At 69.4% G+C, this 22,429-nt stretch carries 19 protein-coding genes; 9 read left to right on the forward strand and 10 right to left on the reverse strand.

Annotation, left to right across the window (positions count from 1 at the left end; all coding sequences use genetic code 11):
- Positions 1–416: 416 nt before the first annotated feature.
- Positions 417–872, forward strand: a complete 456-nt coding sequence (locus ACSQ2B_RS10340) for an RrF2 family transcriptional regulator (protein WP_436049622.1) — start codon at positions 417–419, stop codon at positions 870–872.
- Positions 873–997: 125 nt separating this feature from the next.
- Here ACSQ2B_RS10340 and ACSQ2B_RS10345 read toward each other — a convergent pair whose 3' ends face one another.
- Together ACSQ2B_RS10345 and ACSQ2B_RS10350 are read right to left on the reverse strand one after the other, a co-directional pair.
- On the reverse strand, positions 998–1,429 hold the full coding sequence (locus ACSQ2B_RS10345; protein ID WP_436049623.1) for a CBS domain-containing protein: 432 nt from the start codon (positions 1,427–1,429) through the stop codon (positions 998–1,000).
- 100 nt (positions 1,430–1,529) lie between these two features.
- On the reverse strand, positions 1,530–2,285 hold the full coding sequence (locus tag ACSQ2B_RS10350; protein ID WP_436049624.1) for a rhomboid family intramembrane serine protease: 756 nt from the start codon (positions 2,283–2,285) through the stop codon (positions 1,530–1,532).
- A 74-nt stretch (positions 2,286–2,359) separates the two neighbouring features.
- Between ACSQ2B_RS10350 and ACSQ2B_RS10355 the strand changes: the two genes are divergently transcribed.
- Positions 2,360–5,203 (forward strand): M16 family metallopeptidase, encoded by a 2,844-nt coding sequence (locus tag ACSQ2B_RS10355; protein ID WP_436049625.1) that lies wholly within the window; start codon positions 2,360–2,362, stop codon positions 5,201–5,203.
- Between the two features lie 90 nt (positions 5,204–5,293).
- Entirely contained in the window at positions 5,294–5,839 is a 546-nt protein-coding gene (locus ACSQ2B_RS10360) for a PAS domain-containing protein (protein ID WP_436049626.1), read from the forward strand.
- On the opposite strand, the gene ACSQ2B_RS10365 is transcribed toward ACSQ2B_RS10360, so the two are convergent.
- Positions 5,836–6,402, reverse strand: coding sequence for a gamma carbonic anhydrase family protein (locus ACSQ2B_RS10365; RefSeq protein WP_436049628.1), 567 nt, complete (start codon positions 6,400–6,402; stop codon positions 5,836–5,838). The genes ACSQ2B_RS10360 and ACSQ2B_RS10365 overlap by 4 nt on opposite strands.
- 312 nt (positions 6,403–6,714) lie before the next feature.
- Between ACSQ2B_RS10365 and ACSQ2B_RS10370 the strand changes: the two genes are divergently transcribed.
- From ACSQ2B_RS10370 to ACSQ2B_RS10390, 5 genes are all read left to right on the forward strand, one after another.
- Positions 6,715–7,479 carry a PhoH family protein gene (locus ACSQ2B_RS10370; RefSeq protein ID WP_436049630.1) on the forward strand — a complete coding sequence of 255 codons (765 nt, stop codon included), beginning with the start codon at positions 6,715–6,717 and terminating at the stop codon, positions 7,477–7,479.
- A gap of 91 nt (positions 7,480–7,570) precedes the next feature.
- Positions 7,571–7,897 (forward strand): hypothetical protein, encoded by a 327-nt coding sequence (locus tag ACSQ2B_RS10375; RefSeq protein WP_436049632.1) that lies wholly within the window; start codon positions 7,571–7,573, stop codon positions 7,895–7,897.
- A gap of 81 nt (positions 7,898–7,978) precedes the next feature.
- Positions 7,979–8,434, forward strand: a complete 456-nt coding sequence (locus tag ACSQ2B_RS10380) for a MarR family winged helix-turn-helix transcriptional regulator (protein ID WP_436049634.1) — start codon at positions 7,979–7,981, stop codon at positions 8,432–8,434.
- On the forward strand, positions 8,434–9,876 hold the full coding sequence (locus ACSQ2B_RS10385; RefSeq protein ID WP_436049635.1) for an MFS transporter: 1,443 nt from the start codon (positions 8,434–8,436) through the stop codon (positions 9,874–9,876). The genes ACSQ2B_RS10380 and ACSQ2B_RS10385 overlap by 1 nt, the downstream gene beginning before the upstream one ends.
- 39 nt (positions 9,877–9,915) lie before the next feature.
- Positions 9,916–12,522: a M1 family metallopeptidase gene (locus ACSQ2B_RS10390; protein WP_436049637.1), complete on the forward strand. Its 2,607-nt coding sequence runs from the start codon at positions 9,916–9,918 to the stop codon at positions 12,520–12,522.
- A 12-nt stretch (positions 12,523–12,534) separates the two neighbouring features.
- Here the strand turns inward: ACSQ2B_RS10390 and ACSQ2B_RS10395 are convergent, their stop codons facing one another.
- From ACSQ2B_RS10395 to ACSQ2B_RS10425, 7 genes are all read right to left on the reverse strand, one after another.
- On the reverse strand, positions 12,535–12,792 hold the full coding sequence (locus ACSQ2B_RS10395) for a DUF5961 family protein (RefSeq protein WP_436049638.1): 258 nt from the start codon (positions 12,790–12,792) through the stop codon (positions 12,535–12,537).
- 27 nt (positions 12,793–12,819) lie between these two features.
- Positions 12,820–13,896 carry a sulfate/molybdate ABC transporter ATP-binding protein gene (locus tag ACSQ2B_RS10400; protein ID WP_436051005.1) on the reverse strand — a complete coding sequence of 359 codons (1,077 nt, stop codon included), beginning with the start codon at positions 13,894–13,896 and terminating at the stop codon, positions 12,820–12,822.
- A complete protein-coding gene (gene cysW / locus ACSQ2B_RS10405) occupies positions 13,874–14,716 on the reverse strand; it encodes a sulfate ABC transporter permease subunit CysW (protein ID WP_436049640.1) in 843 nt (280 codons plus the stop codon). Before cysW ends, ACSQ2B_RS10400 begins: the two co-directional genes overlap by 23 nt.
- Positions 14,713–15,603, reverse strand: a complete 891-nt coding sequence (cysT, locus tag ACSQ2B_RS10410) for a sulfate ABC transporter permease subunit CysT (protein ID WP_436049642.1) — start codon at positions 15,601–15,603, stop codon at positions 14,713–14,715. The genes cysW and cysT overlap by 4 nt, the downstream gene beginning before the upstream one ends.
- On the reverse strand, positions 15,600–16,637 hold the full coding sequence (locus ACSQ2B_RS10415) for a sulfate ABC transporter substrate-binding protein (RefSeq protein WP_436049644.1): 1,038 nt from the start codon (positions 16,635–16,637) through the stop codon (positions 15,600–15,602). Before ACSQ2B_RS10415 ends, cysT begins: the two co-directional genes overlap by 4 nt.
- Before the next feature lie 23 nt (positions 16,638–16,660).
- Positions 16,661–18,166 (reverse strand): porin, encoded by a 1,506-nt coding sequence (locus ACSQ2B_RS10420; RefSeq protein ID WP_436049645.1) that lies wholly within the window; start codon positions 18,164–18,166, stop codon positions 16,661–16,663.
- A 110-nt stretch (positions 18,167–18,276) separates the two neighbouring features.
- Positions 18,277–19,269, reverse strand: coding sequence for an NAD(P)H-dependent flavin oxidoreductase (locus ACSQ2B_RS10425; RefSeq protein WP_436049647.1), 993 nt, complete (start codon positions 19,267–19,269; stop codon positions 18,277–18,279).
- Positions 19,270–19,558: 289 nt separating this feature from the next.
- Here ACSQ2B_RS10425 and ACSQ2B_RS10430 point away from each other — a divergent pair, with 289 nt between their 5' ends.
- Entirely contained in the window at positions 19,559–22,339 is a 2,781-nt protein-coding gene (locus ACSQ2B_RS10430) for an ATP-binding protein (protein ID WP_436049648.1), read from the forward strand.
- Positions 22,340–22,429: the final 90 nt, after the last annotated feature.

Genomic DNA, 22,429 nt, shown 5'->3' on the forward strand with positions numbered 1-22,429 from the left:
CGATCGACTTTCCGTCGACCCCACTGTTTTGCGCCGGTGGGCGGCGGAGGCGGCTATCTAGTGGCCGGCCTCTTTGGTGTCAATCGCTCGTTTCCGACTTTTTGCTCCGGCCTCCGGGGAGGATTTAGAGCGCAAAGATCGCAGCGGGCCGCCGAGGGGCTTCCCCCATAAGTCCGTCGCGATTCGATTGAGGCTGGGGAAAATACCCATTTGCTGGAGAAAATCAAGCGCTTTTCGGCGACTGGTTCTCTCCGGCGGGTGTCGTCCGGAGCGGAGGCGGCTTCTAGGCCCGGGCCCGGGGGGAGTCAACCGTCCACGGAGCGGTTTTCCTCGCCAAGACGCCGCGCAGGACGTCCGCCCCCTCGCATCCGGAACGTTCGCCCCCTATTAAGGGAGGTGGAAGGAAACCTATCGAGATGCTCTCGCAGAAAGCCCGTTACGCCCTGCGCGCCTTGGTCGAACTGGCCCGGGCCGATGGCGCGCAGCTCACCTCCGGGGAGCTTTCGCTCCGCGCCGACGCGCCGCGCAAATTTCTCGAGGCCATCCTTCTGGAGCTCTCGCGCAACCAGCTGGTGGTCAGCCGCCGCGGCAAATTCGGCGGCTATGTCCTGGCCCAGCCTGCCGAGCAGATCAGCTTCGCCCAGGTGATTCGCGTGATCGACGGCCCCTTGGCGCTGGCGCCCTGCGTCAGCAAGCGGATGGGCTTCCGCAAGTGCGACGACTGTCCCGAGGACCCGTCGCTCTGCGCGCTCCGCGAGGCGCTGCGCCGCGCGCGCGACGCCACCGCCGAGGTGCTGGAGGCCTATAGCCTGGCCGAAGCGGCCGCGACCGGCGGGGCGATCGAGGAGATCGAGGCCGCCGTCTCCGCCTGACGTCCGCCGCGCGGCGTCAATCCGCGACGAAACACGTCTGGCCAGACATGGAACGGGCGGGGAAGTCCCCCTTCCCCGCCCTGCCGGCTGGCGACCGGCGTCCAGCCCTCCATCGGAGGGTATCCTCAGCCGGCGGCGATATAGGACTTCAGTCCTTCCGCCTCGGCCTCGACTTCGGAAATCTTCCACTTCACCAGGTCGCCGATGGAGATCAGGCCGACCAAGCGGTCCTTGTGGCAGACCGGCAGGTGGCGGATGCGGCGGTCGGTCATGCGGCCGAGCAGCGAATCGATCGTTTCGCCGGGCTCGGCGAACAGCACGTCGCGCGTCATGCAGCTGGACACCGGCTCGGCCAGCGACGCGGGGCCGCCTTCAGCCACCACACGGACGATGTCGCGCTCGGAGACGATGCCGGCGACCTGGCCGCCGGCGTCCAGCACCACCAGGGCGCCGACCCTGCGGGCGTGAAGCTGGGAGGCCACGGCGGCGATGGTCTCGGAAGGGCTGGTCGTGAAGACCAGGTCGCCCTTTCCCTTGAGGATTTGCGACACAAGCATCGGCGCTTCTTCCCGTCTTTTCTGGAAGAACACCGTTGCGCAATTTTGTTGCAAGATCAACGCACACCGCTGTGACGGCGACCGACTTGGGCCGGGGCGCTCAGCGGCGGCCGGCGAGCATGGCGAACGGTCCGACCAGCACCAGACCCGCGGCGAAGCCGGCGAGATGCGCCTCCCAGGCGATGCTGGCCCCGCCGCTTCCGGGCACCCAGGCGCCGCCGAGAACCCCCACCAGCAGATTGATCACCAGCAGGGCTGCGCCCATGCCGAGCACCGCCGACGAAGTGACGCCGCCCAGCCGGCCGCGCCCGCCGATCAGGCGCGCCGCCGCCCCCATCAGGCCGCAGACCGCGCCCGAGGCGCCGACGATGCCCGCCTCCCCGCCCGGGTGGACGGCGGCGAAGCCCAGGTTTCCGAGCGCGCCGCACAGGAGGTAGAAGGAAAAGAAGGCGAAGGCGCCGCGGGGGCGCTCCCCGAAATAGCGCGCCACCGGCGTCGCGAAGGCGAGCGCCATGGCGGCGTTGGTCATCGCGTGGAGCCAGTTGCCATGCAGGAAGATGGCGGTGAAGACGCCGCGCCATTCCCCGGAGCGCAACGACACCGGCGTGAACACAAAGGCGTCGACCAGACGACTCGGCGTCTGAGCCTGCAAGGCGTAACCGCCGAGAATAACCACCACCAGGGCCATCGCCGGCCAGGGCGCGTTGAACACCGGCTCGCGCACCGGCTCGCGATCAGGCGCCGGCCTCTGCGGAAAGCCGCGGCGGGGATCGTTCGAGGTGTCCTGGAAGAGGCTCGCCTGCATCGCCCCACCATTTAGGTGTTCTTGGCCGCCGGCGCGAGCGGTCGCGGCCATCTCGCCTTGCTCGGGGCGCCCGCGGCGGCGATGTTGCCCAACGAATGTACTCGCCCATGAGGCCAAAGCTTCCAATGATCCGCACTTTCCGGGCCGGCGCGGCGCTCGCCGCCGCCGCCCTTCTGCTCGTCGTCGGCCAGACGACGGCCGCCTCGCCTCACCCGCTGGCGGCCAGCGAATGGGCCCAGGCGCGCTCCGACCTCAAGGCCGATCCCGACATCCGGTTCGGCGTCCTGCCGAACGGCATGCGCTATGCGGTTCGCCGCCAGACCATTCCCGCCGGCCAGGGCGCGCTCAGGCTCTGGATCGGCGCCGGCGCGCTGGCGGAGTCCGACGCCCAGCAAGGGCTCGCCCACTTCCTCGAGCACATGGCCTTCAACGGCTCCAAGGGCGTCAAGGAGGGCGAGATGATCCGCATCCTCGAGCGCCTGGGCCTGGCCTTCGGACCGGACACCAACGCCTCGACCGGCTTCGACGAGACCGTCTACAAGCTCGACCTGCCGCGCACCAATGCAGAGACGCTCGACACCTCGCTGATGCTGTTGCGCGAAACCGCCGGCAATCTGACCATCGCCCCCGAGGCGGTCGACCGCGAGCGCGGGGTGGTGCTCTCGGAGGAACGCGCCCGCGACACCCCGGGCTACCGGATCGTCAAGCAGCGCCTGGGCTTCCTGCTCGAGGGCCAGCGGCTTCCCGAGCGAATGCCGATCGGCAAGGTCGAGGTGCTGAAGACCGCGCCGGCCGCGCAGATCGCCGACTTCTACCAGCACTACTACCGGCCCGACCGCGCCGTGCTGGTGGCGGTGGGCGATTTCGACCCGGCGGCCATGGAGGCCAAGATCCACGCCCGGTTCGGCGACTGGCGCGCCGCGGCGCCCGCCCGACCGGATCCCGATCTGGGGCCTGTGAAGCGCCGCGGAACCGAGGCCAGGCTGCTGGTCGAACCCGGCGCGCCGCTCGGAATGCAGCTCAGCTGGACCGCGCCGCCGGACCTGTCGCTCGACAGCAAGGCCCGGCAGCGCCGCGAGCTCGTCGAACAGCTGGGCCTCGCGGTCATGAACCGGCGCTTCTCCGCCATCGCGCGAGCCCCCTCCCCCCCGTTCATCGGCGCGGCGGCGATGAAGTTCGACCAGAACCGCTCGGCCGAGATCACCCTGCTGAACGTCGTGGCCGACGCCGACGGCTGGCGCCAGGCGCTGGCGTCGGTGGACGCCGAACAGCGTCGCGCCGTCCTCTATGGCGTGCGCCAGGACGAGCTGGACCGCGAGATCGTCGAGATCCGCGCACGCCTGAAGGCCGCCGCCCAAGGCGCCGCCACCCGCCGCCCGCAGGAGATCGCCGACGAGATCGTCGGCTCCCTGGGCGACGGCGAGGTGGTCACCAGTCCCGCCCAGGACCTGGCGCTGTTCGACGAGATCGTGAAGGACCTGAAGGCCGCCGAGGTCTCCGCGGCCTTGAAGAGCGCCTTCTCGGGCTCCGGCCCGCTGCTGTTCGCCGCGTCGCCCAAGCCGATCGACGGCGGCGTGGCCACTCTGCTGGCGGCGCTGGCCCAGTCCCAGACGGTCGCGGTGACCCCGCCCGTCGCCCCGGCGCAGATCGCCTGGCCGTATGCGGGCTTCGGTGCGCCCGGCAAGGTGGCCGAGCAGCGCAAGGTCGACGACCTCGGCGTCACCTTCGTCCGCTTCGAGAACGGCGTGCGGCTGACGATCAAGCCGACCAGGTTCCGTGACGACGAGGTGCTGGTGCGAGCCAACGTCGGGCGCGGCCTGATCGACCTGCCCAAGGACCGCCAGGCCGCCACCTGGGCGGGGAACGCCTTCATCGAGGGCGGGCTGAAGCAGATCTCCAACGAGGACATGGAGCGGGTCCTGGCGGCGAAGGTCTACGGCGCCCGCTTCGGCGCGGCCGACGACGCCTTCGTGCTGTCGGGCGCCACGCGAACCAACGATCTGCCCACCGAGCTCGAGGTGCTGGCGGGCTATGTGTCCGATCCGGGCTGGCGGCCGGAGGCCTTCCTGCGGCTGCAGGCCAGCGGCAAGACCATCCACGACCAGTATGAGGCGACCGATTCCGGCGTGCTCGCCCGCGACCTCGGCGGCATCCTGCACAGCGGCGACCGGCGCTGGACCTTCCCGTCGCGCGAGGAGATCGCCGACGCCCGGCTGGCCGACCTGCAGGGCCAGATCGCGCCCGAGCTCGCCACGGGGGCGATCGAGGTGGTGGTCGTGGGCGACGTGACGCCCGAGACGGCGATCGCCGAGGTCGCCCGCACCTTCGGCGCCCTGCCGCCCAGGCCTGCGCCCGAGCTGGCGCCCGCCGCTGACCGCCGCGTCGGTTTCCCGGCGCCGACGCCCCAGCCCGTCACCCTGGTCCACAAGGGCCGCGCCGACCAGGCCATCGGCTACATCGCCTGGCCGACCACCGACGTCTGGGCCGATCCGCAACGCGCCTTCGCCACCGCGGTGCTGGGCGAGGTGATGCGCACCCGCCTCACCGACCAGCTGCGCGAGGCGGAGGGCGCCACCTACAGTCCGTCGGTGGGGTACAACCACAGCCTGGTCTGGGACGGCTGGGGCTATATGTCCGCCAGCGTCGAGGTCCCCCCCGAGAAGCTGAAGCCCTTCTTCGACGACGTGGCGAAGATCACCGCCGACCTCCGGGCCAAGCCCGTCAGCGCCGACGAGCTGGCCCGCGCCAAGCAGCCGCGCATCCAGGGCATCCAGCGGGCGCAGGTCACCAACCAGTACTGGCTGGCCGAACTTTCGGGCGCCCAGGCCGATCCGAGGCGGCTCCAGCTGACCCGGGACATCGCGCCGGGAACCGGCCGGGTCACCCCGACCGACGTTCAGGCCGTCGCCCGGCAGTTCCTGCGCGACGACAAGGCGGTGCGTCTGATCGTGCGGCCGAAAGGGGGCTGAGCGCCTGTCCCGTTTCGGCACATTCACCACGCTGGCGCCGATCTCGCTGCAAGCCTCATGCGGTCACAAAGGGCCGCATGAGGCTCTCATATGTTTCACGCCAACACACAGCGGCTGATCGACTACTGGAACGCCCGGGCCCAGCCGGGCCGGGCGCCGAGCCGCGCGGCGATCAATCCTGGCGACTTCCGCCAGCTGATGACCCAGACCTTCATCCTCGGCCGTGAGGGCCGCGGGGATTATCAGATCCGGCTCGCCGGCGGCTTCGTCGGCGACCTGCATCAGGCCGACCTGCGCGGCGTCAACGGCCTGATGCTGTGGTCCGAGCGCGACCGGCTGCGGCTGCAGGGCGCGCTGGAGGACATCTGCATCCGCCCCGAACCCCTGGTCGCCATGGCCGAGGTCCTCACCGACGGGCCCAGCCTCTCCCTCGAGGTGCTGTTCGCCCCGCTCGCCGCCCACGACGGCGGGCCGGAGCGCTACCTCGGCCTCTACCAGCCGCTGGCCATGGTCAGCCGACTGAAGGGCCGCCCCGCGCTCGAGCTTTCGGTCCGCGCGCTGCGCCGTCCCGCGGCGGCGAATGAAGAGACCGCCCCGGTGCGGCTGGCGACCCTGCACGGCCGCCGGATCGCCTAATCCTCATCTCTGCCGCGCAGCGCAGGAGGTAGCCCCCGGGCCGGCTTCAGCTCGCCGGCGTAACGCTTCCAGTTGCGGACGTAGCCGTCGGCGCTGGCGGCCAGCATCTCGGCCTGGGCTACGGACACTTCACGCACCACCTTGCCGGGCGCGCCCATGACCAGCGAGTTGTCGGGAATCACCTTGCCTTCGGGGATCAGCGCTTTTGCGCCGATCAGGCAGTTTTTCCCGATCCTGGCTCCATTCAGGACAACGGCGCCGATTCCGATCAGCGAGTTGTCGCCGATGTCGCAGCCATGCAGCATCGCCAGGTGTCCGACGGTGACGTTGGCGCCGATGGTCAGGGGCGTACCCAAGTCGGTGTGAAGCACAGAGCCGTCCTGGATGTTGGAGTTCTCGCCGATAACGATCGGATCATTGTCTCCGCGCAGCGTGCACCCCCACCAGATCGAGGCGTTCTTCTTCAGAATCACTCGGCCAATCACGGCGGCGCTGGGTGCAATCCAATATTCGTCATCGTTTGGTAGCTCAGGTGTCACACTTCCCAGACTATAGATCGGCATGGAGTCTCTCCTGAACTGGCCTGACGTACGGATTTAACGGATCTGAAAGCACGTTAGGATCATTCTAGTCAGGCGATTCGAGAGGGCGAAGGCCTTCTCGAAAGCCGCTGCGGACCGGTCCCCGGTCCGTGTCTCGCGCTGGGCGGAGTTGATGGCGCTGAGTGGGTTTTTTCTTCGGGTCGAAGCACCCGATCGCGTTCAACCCGGCGGACCACCCGGTCCCGCACGCCGCATCCGTTCCTGTTCTGACCAGTCTGAAAGGGCGCTCCACTCACGGAGACGCCCTTTTTTCATGCCCCCACGGAGGCCTTTATGAGCAAGCGACCCATGAAGCGACAGCTGCGCGAAGGTGCGTTCGACGCCGGTCAATTCGAGGGGGACGATAAAGTCCGCCGCTTGCCGATCGATCGCGGGTGGTCGCCCCTGGCGCATCACAACGACGATCGCGAGCAAGGCTACCTCAAGACCATCAAGGCCAAGTCCGCCGGCCAAGAGGAGATGATCAAGGCGATCGACGACAAGAATCTCGTCCTGGCCCTCGGCCCCGCCGGCACCGGCAAGACCTATCTGGCGATCGCCAAGGCGGTCGAGGCGCTGGAGAGCGGAAGCATCGGCCGCATCGTCCTGTCGCGGCCCGCAGTCGAGGCGGGTGAATCCCTCGGCTTCCTGCCCGGGGAGATGGAGGACAAGCTCGCCCCCTATCTGCGCCCGCTCTACGACGCCCTCTCCGACCGGCTCTCGATGAAACGTGTCCGGGCGCTGATGGCCGAAGGCGCCATCGAGATCGCGCCCGTGGGCTTCATGCGCGGCCGCACCCTAAACAACGCCTTCGTGGTGATCGACGAGGCGCAGAACTGCACCTACGGCCAGCTGAAGATGCTGCTGACCCGGTTGGGCTGGCACTCGACGATGGTGGTCACCGGCGACCCTAACCAGTCGGACCTGCTGCCGGAGCTGTCGGGCCTCGGTCCGGTGGCCGAAAAGCTCGAAGCCGTCAGCAACATCGCCGTCGTTCGCCTCGCCGACCGCGACATCGTCCGCCACCCGCTGGTCGCGGAGATGCTCGGCGTTCTCTAAGGCCGCCGGCCCTCTCCCCACGGCGTGGGGAGAGGGCTCCGGTTTACGGAACCGCCCCTTCGCTCGACCGCTTTCCTCGGCGGAGGCGAGCATGATCCCGACCTCGACCGAGTCCCGCGGCCCCGAACCCCGCGATCCACGAGCGACCGTCCCAGATCGGGACGATCCCGCCTCGGGCGGCGTCATCGCCACCGGCGACCGGCAGGACGAGATCCACTTCGAGCCCGATCCGGATCAACTCTTCGTCGTTAGGCATGAGGTCAGGCCGCGAGGCCCCCTCCCTCCCCAGGATCCGAACGGCGCCGCTGCGGCCTCCGCTGACGCCCCGCCGGTGGAAGACGTCCGGATCTTGCCGGAAGAGCCCTCCGTCTGGGATGCGCGGCCGCTGGAGGCGGACGAAGAGTCCGCCGACCACTGACATTTTCGCCCCGACAGCTTGCGGCGCCTGCCCGACGCGACTAGATAGTTCGACAACCTAACTATCTATCTCCGAGTCGTGATGACCGTCGCCGCACCCCCTGCCCCGCCCGCCCGCGAAACCGTGGCCCTCGCCGATTCCCTGCGCACGGCGCTGCTGCTCCTGTCGCGCCGGCTCCGCAACGAATCGCAGAAGGCCGGACTGTCGGCGCAGGATGCGGTGCTGCTGGGGCTGGTGAAGGCCAAGCCCGGGGTCGGCGTCAGCGGCCTGGCGGACGCCGAGCACACTTCGCGCCCGACCATGAGCGGCCATGTCAAACGGCTGGAGACCGAGGGTCTTCTGGTGCGGGACGCCGACGCCGAGGACGGGCGCCGTTCCGGCCTGACGCTGACGGCGGCCGGCGTGCGCAAGCTCGAACAGATCCGCGCCCAGCGGAACGACTGGCTGGCCAAGCGCCTGGCCCGGCTGGAGCCTCTCGAACGCGAGCAGCTGGCCGTGGCGTCCGCCGCGCTCCTGAAGCTGGCGAGCGTCGAGTGATGGCCGACGACGCGTTCGACCCGCGACTGGCCCTGGCCGATCCGCCCGCCTCCGAGCGGCCCGGCTGGATCGTGCCGGCGATCATCGGCTCGGCGCTGCTGATGTCGTCGCTGGAATCCACGGTGATGTCCAACGCCCTGCCGAGCATCGCGCGGGCGCTGCACGAGGAGCCGCTGCGGCTCAACATGGCGATCAGCATGTACCTGCTGTCCGCGGCGGTCTTCCTGCCGATCAGCGGCTGGGTGGCCGACAAGTTCGGCGCGAAGCGGATCTTCCTGGTCTCCATGGTGCTGTTCGCCGTTTCTTCGGCGGGCTGCGGCCTCGCAGGCTCGTTTTACCAGCTGATCCTCGCGCGGATCTTCCAGGGCGCCTCGGCGGCGATGATGGTCCCCGTCGCCCGCCTGGTCCTGCTGCGGATGACGCCCAAGCATGAGCTGGTCGCGGCGATGTCGATCTTCACCATGCCGGCCCTGGTGGGCCCCGTGGTCGGGCCGCTCCTCGGCGGCTTCATCGTCACCTATTTCAACTGGCGCTGGATCTTCTTCATCAACCTGCCGATCGCGATCATCGCCGTGATCCTGGTTCGCGCCTTCGTCCCCGAGGTGAAGGAGCACGAGGTCTCGCCGATCGACGGACTGGGCATCGCCCTCACCGGCGTCGGGCTCGCGTCGATGATGTTCGGCTTCGAGAACCTCGGACGCGACTTCCTGCCGGCCTGGCAGGTCGCGACCCTGTTCGCCGTCAGCCTCGCCTGCTTCGCCCTCTACTGGCGCCATGCGGCGGGCAACCGGCACGCGATCATCGACCTGGCGGTATTCCGGATCGGGACCTTCAACGCGGCCACCGTCGGGGGCGGCTTCGTGCGGATCAGCATCGGCGCCATGCCCTTCCTGCTGGCCATGCTGCTGCAGGTCGGCTTCGGCATGAGCGCGCTGACCGCCGGCCTGATGACCTTCCTCTCGTCGGCCGGCGCCCTGGTGATGAAGAGCATCGCCCCGCCGGTGCTGCGCCGCTTCGGCTTCCGCACCGTGCTGGTCGTCAACGGCGCCCTCACCGGCCTGAGCTTCGTCATCTACGCCGTGCTGACACCTGGGATGCCGCATTGGGCGATCATGCTGCTGCTGGCGACCGGCGGCTTCTTCCGCTCCCTGCAGTTCACCGCCCTGGGCAGCCTGGCCTTCGCCGACATCGACCAGGGGCGGATGAGCCGCGCCTCGACCACCTCGGCCATGTGTCAGCAGCTCGTGCAGTCGATGGGGGTCGGCCTGGCCGCAGCCTTCGTCCACCTTGTCCAGCTCTCCCGCGGCGAGCCCGAGCTGACCTGGCAGGCGATCAGTCCGGGCTTCCTGGCGGTCGGGCTGGTGAGCCTGATCTCGCTCGCCTGGTTCGTCCGCCTGCCGCGCAACGCCGGCCACGCCTTGCACGCGCCGCGAATGGTTTGACGAGTGGCGCCCCGGGCGCGACGCCACTAGCCTGCCGCGATGAAGCTCCTCTCCCTGCTCGCCGCGGCGAGCCTGGCGTTCGTCGCGCCCGCCTGGACCGCGACCGCCGCCCCGAACGCCGCCGCCGCCTCCGACCGGATCGTGCTGCCGACCGAGGTCGCGCCGGAGCGGTACGAGATCCGCATCGCGCCCGACGCCGAACGCCTTGTCTTCCGCGGCCAGGCCCGCATCGCCCTGGTGGTGAAGCGGCCGACCGACCGCATCGTGCTCAACACCGCCGACCTCGCCATCCAGAGCGCCAGCCTGTCGGACGGCGCCGCGCCGCCTCGCGTGGTGTTCGATCAAGAGCAGCAGACGGCCGCCTTCGTCTTCCCGGAGAAGCTCGCCCCGGGCCGCTACACGCTGGACGTCGCCTACACGGGCAAGATCTACCAGCAGGCCTCCGGCCTCTTCGCCCTCGACAGCGGAACCGGCGCCGGCAGGACCCGCGGCCTCTTCACCCAGTTCGAGAACTCGGACGCCCGCAGATTCGCCCCGCTGTGGGACGAGCCCGGCATCAAGGCGGTCTTCGCCCTGACGGTCGAGGCGCCGGCCGGCCAGATGGCGATCTCCAACATGCCGGTCGCGCGGGAACGGCCCCTGGCGGACGGGCGGACCGCCGTCACCTTCGCCGACACCCCGAAGATGAGCTCCTACCTGCTGTTCCTGGCGCTGGGCGACTTCGAGCGGATCCATCGCCAGGTGGGCGGCGTCGACATCGGCGTCGTCGCCCGCCGCGGCCAGGCGGAGAAGGGTCGCTTCGCCCTGGACGCCGCCGCCGACCTGCTCGGGTACTACAACGACTACTTCGGCGTCCCCTTTCCGCTGCCCAAGCTCGACATGGTGGCCGGGCCCGGCGAGAGCCAGTTCTTCGGGGCCATGGAGAACTGGGGCGCCATCTTCGCCTTCGATCGCGACCTGCTTCTGGAGCCCGCCTCCACCCCGGCCGAGCGGCAGCGCGTCTACACCGTCACCGCCCACGAGATGGCTCACCAGTGGTTCGGCGACCTGGTGACCATGGCCTGGTGGGACGACCTCTGGCTGAACGAGGGCTTCGCCTCCTGGATGGAGACCAAGGCCGCCGATCGTTTCCATCCGGAATGGAAGATGTCGCTGCAGGCGATGGCCAGCCGCGAGCAGGCGATGCGCATCGACGCCGGCGCGGGCTCCCACCCGGTGATCACGCCGATCCGCGACGTCTTCGCCGCCTCCAACGCCTTCGACGCCATCACCTACCAGAAGGGCGAAGCCGTGGTGCGCATGCTGGAGCGCTACGTCGGCGAGGACGCCTTCCGCGCCGGCATCCGCAGCTACATGACCCGCTACGCCTACGGCAACACCACCACCGACCAGCTCTGGGCGGAGCTGGAGAGGGTCTCCCCGCGACCCGTTACCCAGGTGGCGCACGACTTCACCCTGCAAAGCGGCGTGCCGATGATCCGCGCCGAACCGGCGGCGGCCGGGCTGCGCCTCACCCAGTCGCGCTTCGCCTCCGGCCATCTGCAGGCCAAGGGATCGTGGCTGACCCCGGTGCGGGTCGCCGCGCCAGGCCAGCCGGACAACTGGACCGGGCTCGTCAGCCGCACGCGGCCGCAGACGGCGCCGGCCGCGGCCGGCGCCGCGCCGATCGTCAACGCCGGCCAGGGCGGCTACTTCCGTACCCGCTACGCGCCCGAGCTCTGGACGAGGATCACGCCGCGCTTCGCCCAGCTGGAGCCGGCCGACCAGCTCGGCCTGCTCTACGACGCCCGCGCCTTGGGCGAGACCGGGCTGGCGCCGATCGGCGACTTTCTGGCGCTGGCGCGCACGGCGGCCGACGTCGACGAGCCGGTGGTGCTCTCCGCCGTCGCCACCCAGCTCTCGACCCTGGGCCGGGCCTATCCGCAGGACGGCGGCGAAGCCTACCGCGCCTACGCCCGCGCCAGGCTGGCGCCCATCCTGGCGCGGATCGGCTGGGATCCGCGTCCCGGCGAGGCGGACAATGTGCCGGGCCTGCGCGACGACCTGATCCGCGGCCTGGGCGAATTGGACGACGCAGGCGTCCGGGCCGAAGCCCGTCGGCGCTTCGAAGCCTCCCTCTCTGCGCCCGACAGCCTGTCCGGCGCGCTCGAAGCAACGATTCAGTCGGTCGCCGCCCGCCAGGCGGACGCCGCCGTCTGGGACGAGCTCCACGATCTGGCGCGGAAGGAAGAGGTCACCCGCGATCGCAGCCGCCTCTATCGGCTTCTCGGCGCGGCGAAGGATCCGGCGCTCGCCGACCGCGCCCTGGCGCTGGCGCTGAGCGGCGAGCCGCCGCCGACCACCGCACCCTCCATCATCGAAAGCGTCAGCGTCCTCTTTCCGGACAAGGCTTTCGACTTCGCGCTGGCGCATCGCGCCCAGGTGGAGGCGCTGCTGGAGCCGACCAGCCGCGCGATCTTCTTCACCAAATTGGCCCGCGGGTCACGCGATGCGGCCATGCTGAAGAAGCTGGACGCCCTCGCCGCGACCCTCCCGGCCTCCAGCCGCGGCGGCGCGCGCAAGGCCGCCGCCGAGATCCGCCACCGCCGCGAATTCGAAAAGCGGCTGATCGAGGCGGACCGCTGGCTCGCCGCCCATCCTGGCTAGTCCAGAGGCAGGCTAGTCGCAGGGCTCGGCCTCGCCGGTGGCGAGGTCGATGGTGAAACACTGCCGCTCGCCCGTGCCGCAGTCCTCGACGATCAGCGAGACGGCGTCATCGGCGTCAGCCGCCGGATGGAACTCTTCGACGAAGCGCAACGCCGCGTCTTCGAACCCCACGCCGTCGATCAGCTGCGCCCGGCCGGGCGCAGCTTGGTGGCTGTGGATCGCAAAACGGCGGACGTCGACGGCGAGCATGGCGAAGGTCTCCTGGGCCAAGGTCAACGCGCCGACGCGCGAAAGGATTCACCCCTCCGCGGCGTAGACCCGCGGTCGCAGCGGCTTGATCCGCACGGCCAGGCCGGGCGCGACCCCTGGAGGCGCGTCACGGCTGTGGGCCTCCAGCTCCATCGTACGGCCTTCGATGATGCAGTCGATGCGCACCTTCGGCCCGCGCGCAGCCGCACCGCGCACCTCGGCGGCGAGGCCAGCCCCGTCGATCGGGGCGAAGGCGACCTCGTCCGGCCGGAAGAAGACCTCGACCGGGCCCTGCGGCGCATCCTTCGGCGCGGCGGTCTCCCAGTCGGCGACGCGCAGACGGCCGTCCTCGACCACGCCCGGCAGGCGGCAGGCCGCGCCGAGGAAGTCGTAGACGAAGGGATTGGCCGGCGCCTCGTAGAGCTCGTTGGGGGCGCCCAGCTGGACCAGCTCGCCGTCCTTGAGGATCGCCACCCGGTCGGCGAGGTCGAGCGCCTCCTCCTGGTCATGGGTGACGAAGACCGTGGTCACCCCTGCCCGGTCGTGCAGTTCGCGCAGCCAGCGGCGAAGATCGCGGCGCACCTGGGCGTCGAGCGCGCCGAACGGCTCGTCGAGCAGCAGCATGCGCGGCTCGATGGCCAGCGCCCGGGCGAGCGCCACGCGCTGCCGCTGACCGCCGGAGAGCTGGGCCGGGAAGCGCTTGTCGAGCCCCTCGAGCTGGACCAGCGACAGCAGGTGCTGGACCCGGTCGGCGATTTCCGACTTGGCCGGACGCTCGGCGCGGGGCCGCACGTTGAGGCCGAAGGCGATGTTCTGCGCCACCGTCATGTGGCGGAACAGGGCGTAGTGCTGGAACACCATGCCCACCCGCCGGCGCCGCACCGGCAGCGCCAGGAAGTCCTCGTCGTCGAATCGCACCTCGCCCTCGTCGGGCGTCTCCAGCCCGGCGAGCACGCGCAGGAGGGTGGTCTTGCCCGAGCCCGAGGGGCCGAGCAGCGCCAGGAACTCCTTGTCGCGCGCCTGCAAAGAGACGTTCTTCAACGCTGGGAAGCGGCCGTAAGCCTTGGAGATTCCACGGATCTCCAGCGAATGACGGGAGGGGTTAGTGTCTGCGGCTGGCTGCAAGTTCACCTGCGTGTCGCCATTCAAGGGCGGTTTTGAGGACCAGGGTGACGAGTCCGAGGGATGCGAGGATAGAGGCCGCCGCGAAGGCGCCGACGAAGTCATAGTCATTGTAGAGCACCTCCACGTGCAGGGGGAGCGTGGTCGTAAGTCCGCGGATATGACCGGAGACGACCGAGACCGCGCCAAACTCCCCCATGGCGCGCGCGTTGCAGAGCAGGACGCCGTAGAGCAGCGCCCAGCGGATGTTGGGTATGGTGATTTTCCAGAAGGTGGTGAAGCCGCTGGCGCCCAGGGTCAGGGCGGCGACCTCTTCGTCCGCGCCCTGGTCCTGCATCAGCGGGATCAGCTCACGGGCGACGAAGGGGAAGGTGACCAGGATGGTGGCCAGCACCAGGCCCGGCAGGGCGAAGATGATCTTCACGTCGTGATCGACCAGCCACTCGCCGAACCAGCCCTGGGCGCCGAACAGCAGCACCCAGACCAGGCCCGAGACCACCGGAGAGATGGAGAACGGCAGGTCGATCAGGGTGAGCAGCAGGGACTTGCCCTTGAACTCGAACTTGGCGATCGCCCAGGCCGCCGCCACGCCAAAGGCGGCGTTCAGCGGCACCGAGATGGCGGCGACGATCAGGGTCAGCCGGATGGCCGCCAGGGCGTCGGGCTCCTTGAGCTTTTCCAGGAAGGTCCCCACGCCCTTGGCGAAGGCGTCGTGGAAGACGGTGACCAGCGGCAGGATCACCAGCAGGCCCATCACCGCCACGGCGGCGATCACCAGCAGCGGAGCGATCCCCGGCAGGCGGACAATCGGTTTGCGGCTCATGCGCGGCCTCGCCGGGCGAGGAACAACTGGGCGGTGTTGATCAGGATCAGGGCCCCGAAGGAGATGAAGACCATGGCCAGTCCGACGGCGGCCGCGGCGGCGTAGTCGTACTGCTCCAGCTTGATGACGATCAGCAGCGGCGCGATCTCGGTCTTCATCGGCATGTTGCCGGCGATGAAGACCACCGAGCCGTACTCCCCCACCGCGCGGGCGAAGGCCAGGGTCACGCCGCTGATCAGCGCAGGCGCGAGCGTCGGCAGGATCACATGGATGGTCCGCTGCCAGTCGCTGGCCCCCAGCGTATGGGCCGCCTCCTCCACCTCGCGGTCGAGGTCCTGCATCACCGGCTGCAGGGCGCGCACGACGAACGGCAGGCCGATGAAGACCAGGGCGATGAAGATGCCGATCGGCGAATAGGCGGTCTTGAGACCCACCTTGGCCGCCAGCTCGCCCATCGGACCGTTGGGGGCATAGATGGCGGTGAGCGCGATGCCGGCCACGGCCGTCGGCAGGGCGAACGGCAGGTCGACCAGGGCGTCGAGCACGCGCCGGCCGGGAAATTCGTAGCGCACCAGCACCCAGGCGATGAGCAGGCCGAGAGGCGCGTTCAACAGCGCGGCGTAGGCCGAGAGGCTGAAGCTGAGTTTCAGGGCGGCAGCGACCCGGTCCTCCGTCAGCGTCTGCCAGACTCCGGAGAGGCCGAGCTCCCACGGACGGATCGCCAGGGCGGCGAGCGGCAGGATGACGATCAGACCCAGGTAGGTGAGCGTGATCCCGATCGACAGGCCGAAGCCCGGCAGGATGGATCGCTCACGCCAACGCGCGAGGCGGGGCCTTGCGGCCCCGCCTGCTCTTGGGATCGGCGAAAGGGCGAGCTGGTCGGTCACGACGGCTTGTAGATCTTGTCGAAGACGCCGCCGTCGGCGAAGTGGACCGCCTGGGCCTTCTTCCACCCGCCGAAGGTGTCGTCGATGGTCACCAGCGGGATCTGCTTGAACTCCTTGCCGTACTTGGCCAGCGCCTGCGCGTTGCGCGGGCGGAAGTGGTGCTTGCCGATGATGTCCTGGGCCACAGGGCTGTAGAGGAAGTTGAGATAGCCCTCGGCCAGGGTGCGGGTCTTGTGGCGGTCGACGTTCTTGTCGACCAGGGCCACCGGCGGCTCCGCCAGGATCGAGCTCGACGGATAGACGATCTCGAAGTTCGGGCCGAACTCTTCGAGCGTCAGGTGGGCCTCGTTCTCCCAGGACAGCAGGACGTCGCCCAGGCGGCGCTGCGCGAAGGTGGTGGTCGAGCCCCGCGCCCCGGTGTCGAGGACCGGCACGTTCTTGAAGAGCTTGGTCACATAGGCCTGGGCGGCGGCCGGGCCGCCGTTCTTCAGGCCATAGGCCCAGGCCGCGAGATAGGCCCAGCGCGCGCCGCCCGAGGTCTTCGGATTGGCGGTGATCACGCCCACGCCCGGCTTCACCAGGTCCGGCCAGTCGCGGATCTTCCAGGGGTTCCCCTTGCGGACCAGGAAGATGATCGTCGAGGTGTAGGGCGTGGAGTTGTTCGGCAGGCGCGACTGCCAGTTGGCCGGCAGCAACTTGGCCCGCTGGGCGATTTCGTCGATGTCGGCGGCGAGCGCCAGGGTCACTACGTCGGCTTGCAGGCCGTCGATGACGGAGCGGGCCTGTTTGCCCGAGCCGCCGTGGCTCTGGTTGATGGTGATCGACTGGCCGGTCTTGCCTTTCCAGTAGGACGCATAGGCGGCGTTGATGTCCTTGTAGAGCTCCCGGGTCGGGTCGTAGCTCACGTTCAGGAGGGTCAGCGGATTGGCGGCTGCCAGCGCCTGGCCGCCCAGCAGCGGAAGGGCCGCGGCGCCGGCGGCGGCGAGGCCGCCGCTCGCAACCAGGCCGCGGCGCGTGATCAGGGTGTCGGTCATCGGATTAGCTCTCCAGACGAGGCTTAAAAGGCGACTTGCGAGCGGAAGGAGACGACGTTGACGTCTTCGCCGATATCGGCGCCGGCTGCGTTCAGGCGGTCGACCTTGGCCCACTGATAGTCGAGGAGGAAACGAAGCACGCTGTTCGGGTACCAGTTGAGACCCACGGTGGTGATCTTCTGCTCGCCCCCGCGGATGCCGCCGGCGGGCGTCGCAACCCCCGCCACGCCGTCATGATCGTTGAGGTCGAGAACGCTGTAGCGCGCCGCGATCTCCCAGGCGCCGAGGCCGCCGCCCGCCCCGCGGCTGAACGGACGATCCGGCTTGATGCCGCGGAAGCCGCCGTTGGCCGAGCTCCACACATGCCGCTCGCCGGTGAGCGTATAGGCGCCCTGGGCGTACCAGCCCGAGAAGGACGGGTTGAAGGTCGGGCTGCGGTTGACGTCGATCTTGAACCACTCGCCGGCGGCGTAGAAGTTCTTGAAGCTGGCGCCCGCCTCGAGGCCATAGGTCGTCAGGCCGCCGGCGTTCAGGTTTCCGGTGTCGACGAGGCGGTTGCCGTCGACACGGATTTCCGGACGCTCGCGAAGGCGGATGGTGCGGGTCCGCACCGGGCCCGCGGTCGTGTCAGCGGCGGAGATGATCCCCGTCACGCCGCCGCCCAGGTGGACGTCGTAGTCCTGGCCGTGCAGCGGATTGAAGGCCGCCCGCAGGATATATCCCGACTGTTGGTCGAACTCGGCGGTGGCGGGCGTGCCGATCACCTTGCCGGTGTAGACGGCCGAGCCATACCAGCGCTGGCCCGACGCGAAGACGCCGACGCCCGTGCGGCCGTCGCCGCCCGCCAGGCCGCGGACCAACTCCGCCGCCGCGCCGCGCTCCAGGAAGAGGCTTTCGGTGTTGCTCGTGGCGTCCTCCAGGCCAGCCGGCGTCGCCCAGGCGCCGCCGCGGATGCGGAAATCGACGTCGGAGCCGAACGGCTTGAAGCCCGCGTACTCGAGGTACGCCTGGTTCAGGCCGGCAGCTTCGCCGCCGCTTCCGCCGAACTCGGCCCAAAGCGCATAGTTCCAATCCTTGAACGCGGTTCCGTCGAAGCCGAGCCGGGCGCGCCGGAAGTTGGTGCCGGTCCCCAGGTCGTTGTCCGTGCGCGTCGGGCTGATGCTGTAGTTGGCCGCGTCGAACTGAATCACCGAGCGCAGGGCGAACTTGAAGGCGCCGTCGGCCGTGGCGATCTGCGGACGAGCGTTCGAAAGGCTGACCTTCGGCAGGGCCGCGGCGTCCTGGCGGAGCGCCTGCTCGCCGGCGCCCACTTGGGCCTTCAGGTCCGAGACCTGGTCCTGCAGGGCGGCGTTCTGCGCCTCGAGCGCGTCGAGCCGCGCGGTCAGCGCCAGCGCCTGCTCCTGGCTGATGCCGCTCGCCGCATGAGCCGGCGCGGTCGAAATGGTCTGCGCCAAGGCGGCGGGCGCAACGCTGCAAAGCAGGCCGGCCAAGGCGGCGGCCCGGAAAATCCGATGTGAAGGCGCAGTCATGTCTATCCCCCAGTTCTTATGAGGACGGTACTAACCTCGGCATTTCCGATCGGACCAGTGGGTTTATCCTCGGTCGGCACCTAGAAAAACTAAAGCACCCGCAAAGAGAGCTATTCGCCCCCCTGACCGAACAGTCCGGTCTTGGCCGCCAGCTCGCGCCGCGCCTGCTGATATTGCTCCGCCAGCTCGGCGACCCGCGCGCCGGCGGCCACCACCTCGTGGACCGCGCCGATTCCCTGGCCGCACCCCCAGATGTCCCGCCAGGCCTTGGCGTCGCTGGTCGCACCGGAGCTGAAGTTCATCCGCGACGGATCCGATTCCGGCAGGGCGTTCGGATCCAGGCCCACGGCAGCGATGGAGGACTTCAGATAGTTGCCGTGCACGCCGGTGAAGAGGTTCGAATAGACGATATCGCCGCCGGAGCTGTCGACGATCATCTGCTTGTAGGCCGGGGCCGCGCGGGCCTCCTGCGTGGCGATGAAAGCCGAGCCGACATAGGCCAGGTCCGCGCCCGCGGCCTGGGCCGCCAAGATCGATCGCCCTGTGGCGATGGCCCCCGCCAGCGCCAGCGGCCCGTCGAAGAATTCGCGCAGCTCCTGCACCAGGGCGAAGGGCGACAGCGCCCCGGCATGGCCGCCCGCGCCGGCCGCCACGGCGATCAGGCCGTCGGCGCCCTTCTCGACGGCGCTGCGGCCATGGGCGGCGCTGATCACGTCGTGCATCACCACCCCGCCGGAGGCGTGCACCGCGTCATAGACTTCGCGCCGCGCGCCCAGCGAGGTGATCACCACCGGGACCTTGCGCCGGCAGGTGACCTCGAGATCGTGCTCCAGCCGGTCGTTGGTCCGGTGCGAAATGTGGTTGACCGCGAAGGGCGCGGCCGGCGCCTCCGGATGGTCGCGATCCCACGCGGCCAGCGCCTCGGCGATCTGGCAGATCCATTCGTCGAGCTGGGCGGCCGGCCGGGCGTTCAGCGCCGGGAAGGCGCCGATGATCCCCGCCTTGCACTGGGCGATCACCAGCTCCGGACCGGAGACGATGAACATCGGACTGCCGATCACCGGCAGGCGCAGGCGTTCATGCAGGACGGGCGGCAGGGCCATAGGCGCTCCTCGGACGTGGTCGGGCCGGAAGGGCGCACAGAAGCGCGCCCTTCCGCAAGCGCAAGAACATGCCGCGCCGCCTGCAATCAATTCGCGCCTGCGCTCACCGTCCTGCTGCGCGGCTACGCCGGGCCAAGACTGCGACAGTCCGCCGCATTCGTCGCCAGCATATCTTTACGTCGGCCGTGGAGCCTGAGGGCCGAAAGGAGCGCCCTTGCCGCACAGACTTGAATCGATCGCCTCGAAGCTGGGCCGGGCTATCGGGCTTTGCGCTGTGGGCAGCGTGTTCATGTCGACACTCGCGGTCGTGGCTCTGCTCTACCGCTACGGTCAGGTCGAGGCCATCGAGGGCGCGCGGGCCAACGCCGGCTATATCGCCGGCGAACTGGCCGAGCGGCTGAACCACGGCGCGCAGATCACCCAGGACCTCCAGCGCCTGACGAGATTGGCCGCCGAGAGTCGACAGCCGTCTCGTGAACAGGTGATCGGCGGCCTCAAGGAGATCCTGGTACGCGAAACCGAGGTCCAGGGCGTCTGGCTGATCGCCGAGCCGAACGGCTTCGATGGACGGGACGCGAACTATCGCGGCGCGTTCGCGGCGAGCGCGAGCGGCGAATTCTACCCCTACTGGTATCGGCGCACTGACGGACACATCGTCCAGGACACCACCGGCCGGCGCGACAACGTCGCCGCGGATCGCGCCTCGTCCTTCTACCGGATGCCCGTCGAGCAGAACCGCATCGTGGTCACGGAGCCCTTCGTCTGGCGGATGGGCGAAGGCGCAGGCGAATGGAAGACGATGAGCAGCATCGCCGGCCCGGCGAAGCTCGGCGATCATCTGATCGGCGTCGTCGGCGTGGACCTGTACCTCGAGGAACTCTCGAACCAGATCTCCGGCCGGCCGGATGCGGCCCGCGCAAAGTTCGTCCTGCTGTCCGACAAGGGCGTGGCGGTCCTCTCGAACGATCGGCGGTTGATCCGTCACGATCTGTCGAGCGACCCCGCCGTCAAAAGCCTGTTCTCGCGCGCCGCCTCGGCAGGTGCGGGCGGGGTGGTCGGCGTCTGGTCCGGCGAACAGGTCGCCCTCGTTTCCCTGCCTGTGACCTTCGACTCGTCACAGCGGCCCTGGCGACTGCTCGTCGCCGAGCCCACGACCGCCGTTCTGGCCAAGACCTGGAGACTGGTCGCGCTCGCCGTCCTGGGCGGCGTCCTGCTGAGCATCGTCTCGGCCGCGCTCGGGCGCCGGTTGGGGCGCAAGCTCGCTCGTCCGGTCACGGAGATGGCGACCGCGATGCGGCGCATGGCCCAGGGCGACCTGTCGGCGCAGATTCCGTGGACGCGGGAATTCACGGAAGTCCACGAGATGGGCACGGCGCTGGACGCCTTCAGAGACTACGCGGCCCGCGCCACGACGGCGGAGGACGCCCGCCGAAAGGCCGAACAGATCGCGCGCGAGCGCTCGGCCCAGCTGCGGATCACCTCGGCCAACCTGCCGCTGCAGGAATTCCTCGAACTGATCGTGGCGGAGATGGTCTCTCTGACCGCCGCCGAGGGCGGGGTGGTCGAACTTATCGAAGGCGAGGAGCTCGTCTGCCGGGCAGCCACGGTCAAACTGCGCGACATGCTTGGCGGGCGCATCCCGCTGTCCGCCAGCTTCGCCGGCGAGGCCGTACGTTGCCGGCGCACCCTCCTTTGCGAGGACGTCTACACCGATCCACGGGTCCCTCCGGCGCGGATCCGCGACGGCATCCGCTCCGTGATCGCAGCGCCCCTGATCGACGGCGACCGCGTCTTCGGCGTGATCAAGATCGGCTCGGAGAAGGTCGCCGCCTTCCAGGAACAGCATGCGGTCGACCTTGGCGTCTTCGCCGACCTGATCGCCTCGGCCATCGCCCGCGAGCTCGCCCACGAGGCGGCCGACAGGGCGAATCGCGCCAAGTCGGAATTCCTGGCGAACATGAGCCACGAGATCCGGACGCCGCTCAACGGCATCATCGGCACGGCCGAAATCCTCGCCCGCTCCGACCTCACGACGCGCGATCGCGAGCTCGTGGAGATCATCCGCTCGTCCGGGGACACGCTCGCTGGATTGCTGTCCGACATCCTGGACGAAGCGCGCATCGAAGCGGGACAACTGCATATCGAGATGGCGCCGTTCCACCTCGGCGACCTCGTGCGCGGCGTCGCCGGCCTCTGGCGGCTGCGCACCGACGAGCGCGGCGTGCTGCTGACGGTGGAGATCGCGCCGGAGCTCGATCGTGCTTTCCTGGGCGACGCCCTGCGGATCCGCCAGGTGCTGACCAACTTCGTCTCCAACGCGGTGAAGTTCACGGCGGCCGGCAGCGTCGCCATCCAGGCCACCTCCACGGGCGGAGGCCGCGCGCGGCTGGCGGTGCGAGACACGGGCGTCGGTTTCAACGCGGAGCAACGTGCACGCATCTTCACCCGCTTCGAGCAGGCGGACGGCTCGATCACCCGCCGCTACGGGGGAACCGGACTTGGGCTTGCGATCAGCCAGCAGCTGACCCTGCTGATGGGCGGCGACATCGATTGTACGAGCGTCGTCGGGGAAGGCTCCACCTTCTGGGCGGAGCTGCCGCTGGAGCCGGCTGAACTGACGCAGGCGCCGGCGAGCGAAGACGACCTCGCATGCGCCGGCCAGGCTCTGCGCGTCCTGATCGCCGACGATCATCCGACCAATCGGACGGTCGTAGAGCTCATGCTGCAACAGCTGGGCGCGGATTCCCTGTCCGTCGAGGACGGCGCCGCGGCCGTCCAAGCTTTCGAGCACGGCGACTTCGACGTCGTGCTCATGGACATGCAGATGCCGGTGATGGACGGCTTGCGGGCGACGCGCGCGATACGCGACTGCGAGCTGCGGACCGGTCGCCCGCGGACCCCGATCCTGATGCTTACGGCGAACGCCCTGCCCGAACATGTCGCGGCGAGCGAACAGGCCGGCGCAGACGGCCATGTCGCCAAGCCGGTGACCGGCGCCAACCTGTTACAGGCGATCGCCGCCGCCTTGAAAGGGCCCGACGCCTGCACAAGCGTGGCGGAAGCCTCCTAAGGCGCGTCCCGATCGTACGCCGGTGCGGTGAAGCGCCTTGAGACCCCCGCTCCAGCTTGACGGAACGGCGCGCTCCGGCCCATTTGCGCG

Source organism: Phenylobacterium sp. LjRoot225 (assembly GCF_964252855.1).
Lineage (GTDB): Bacteria > Pseudomonadota > Alphaproteobacteria > Caulobacterales > Caulobacteraceae > Phenylobacterium.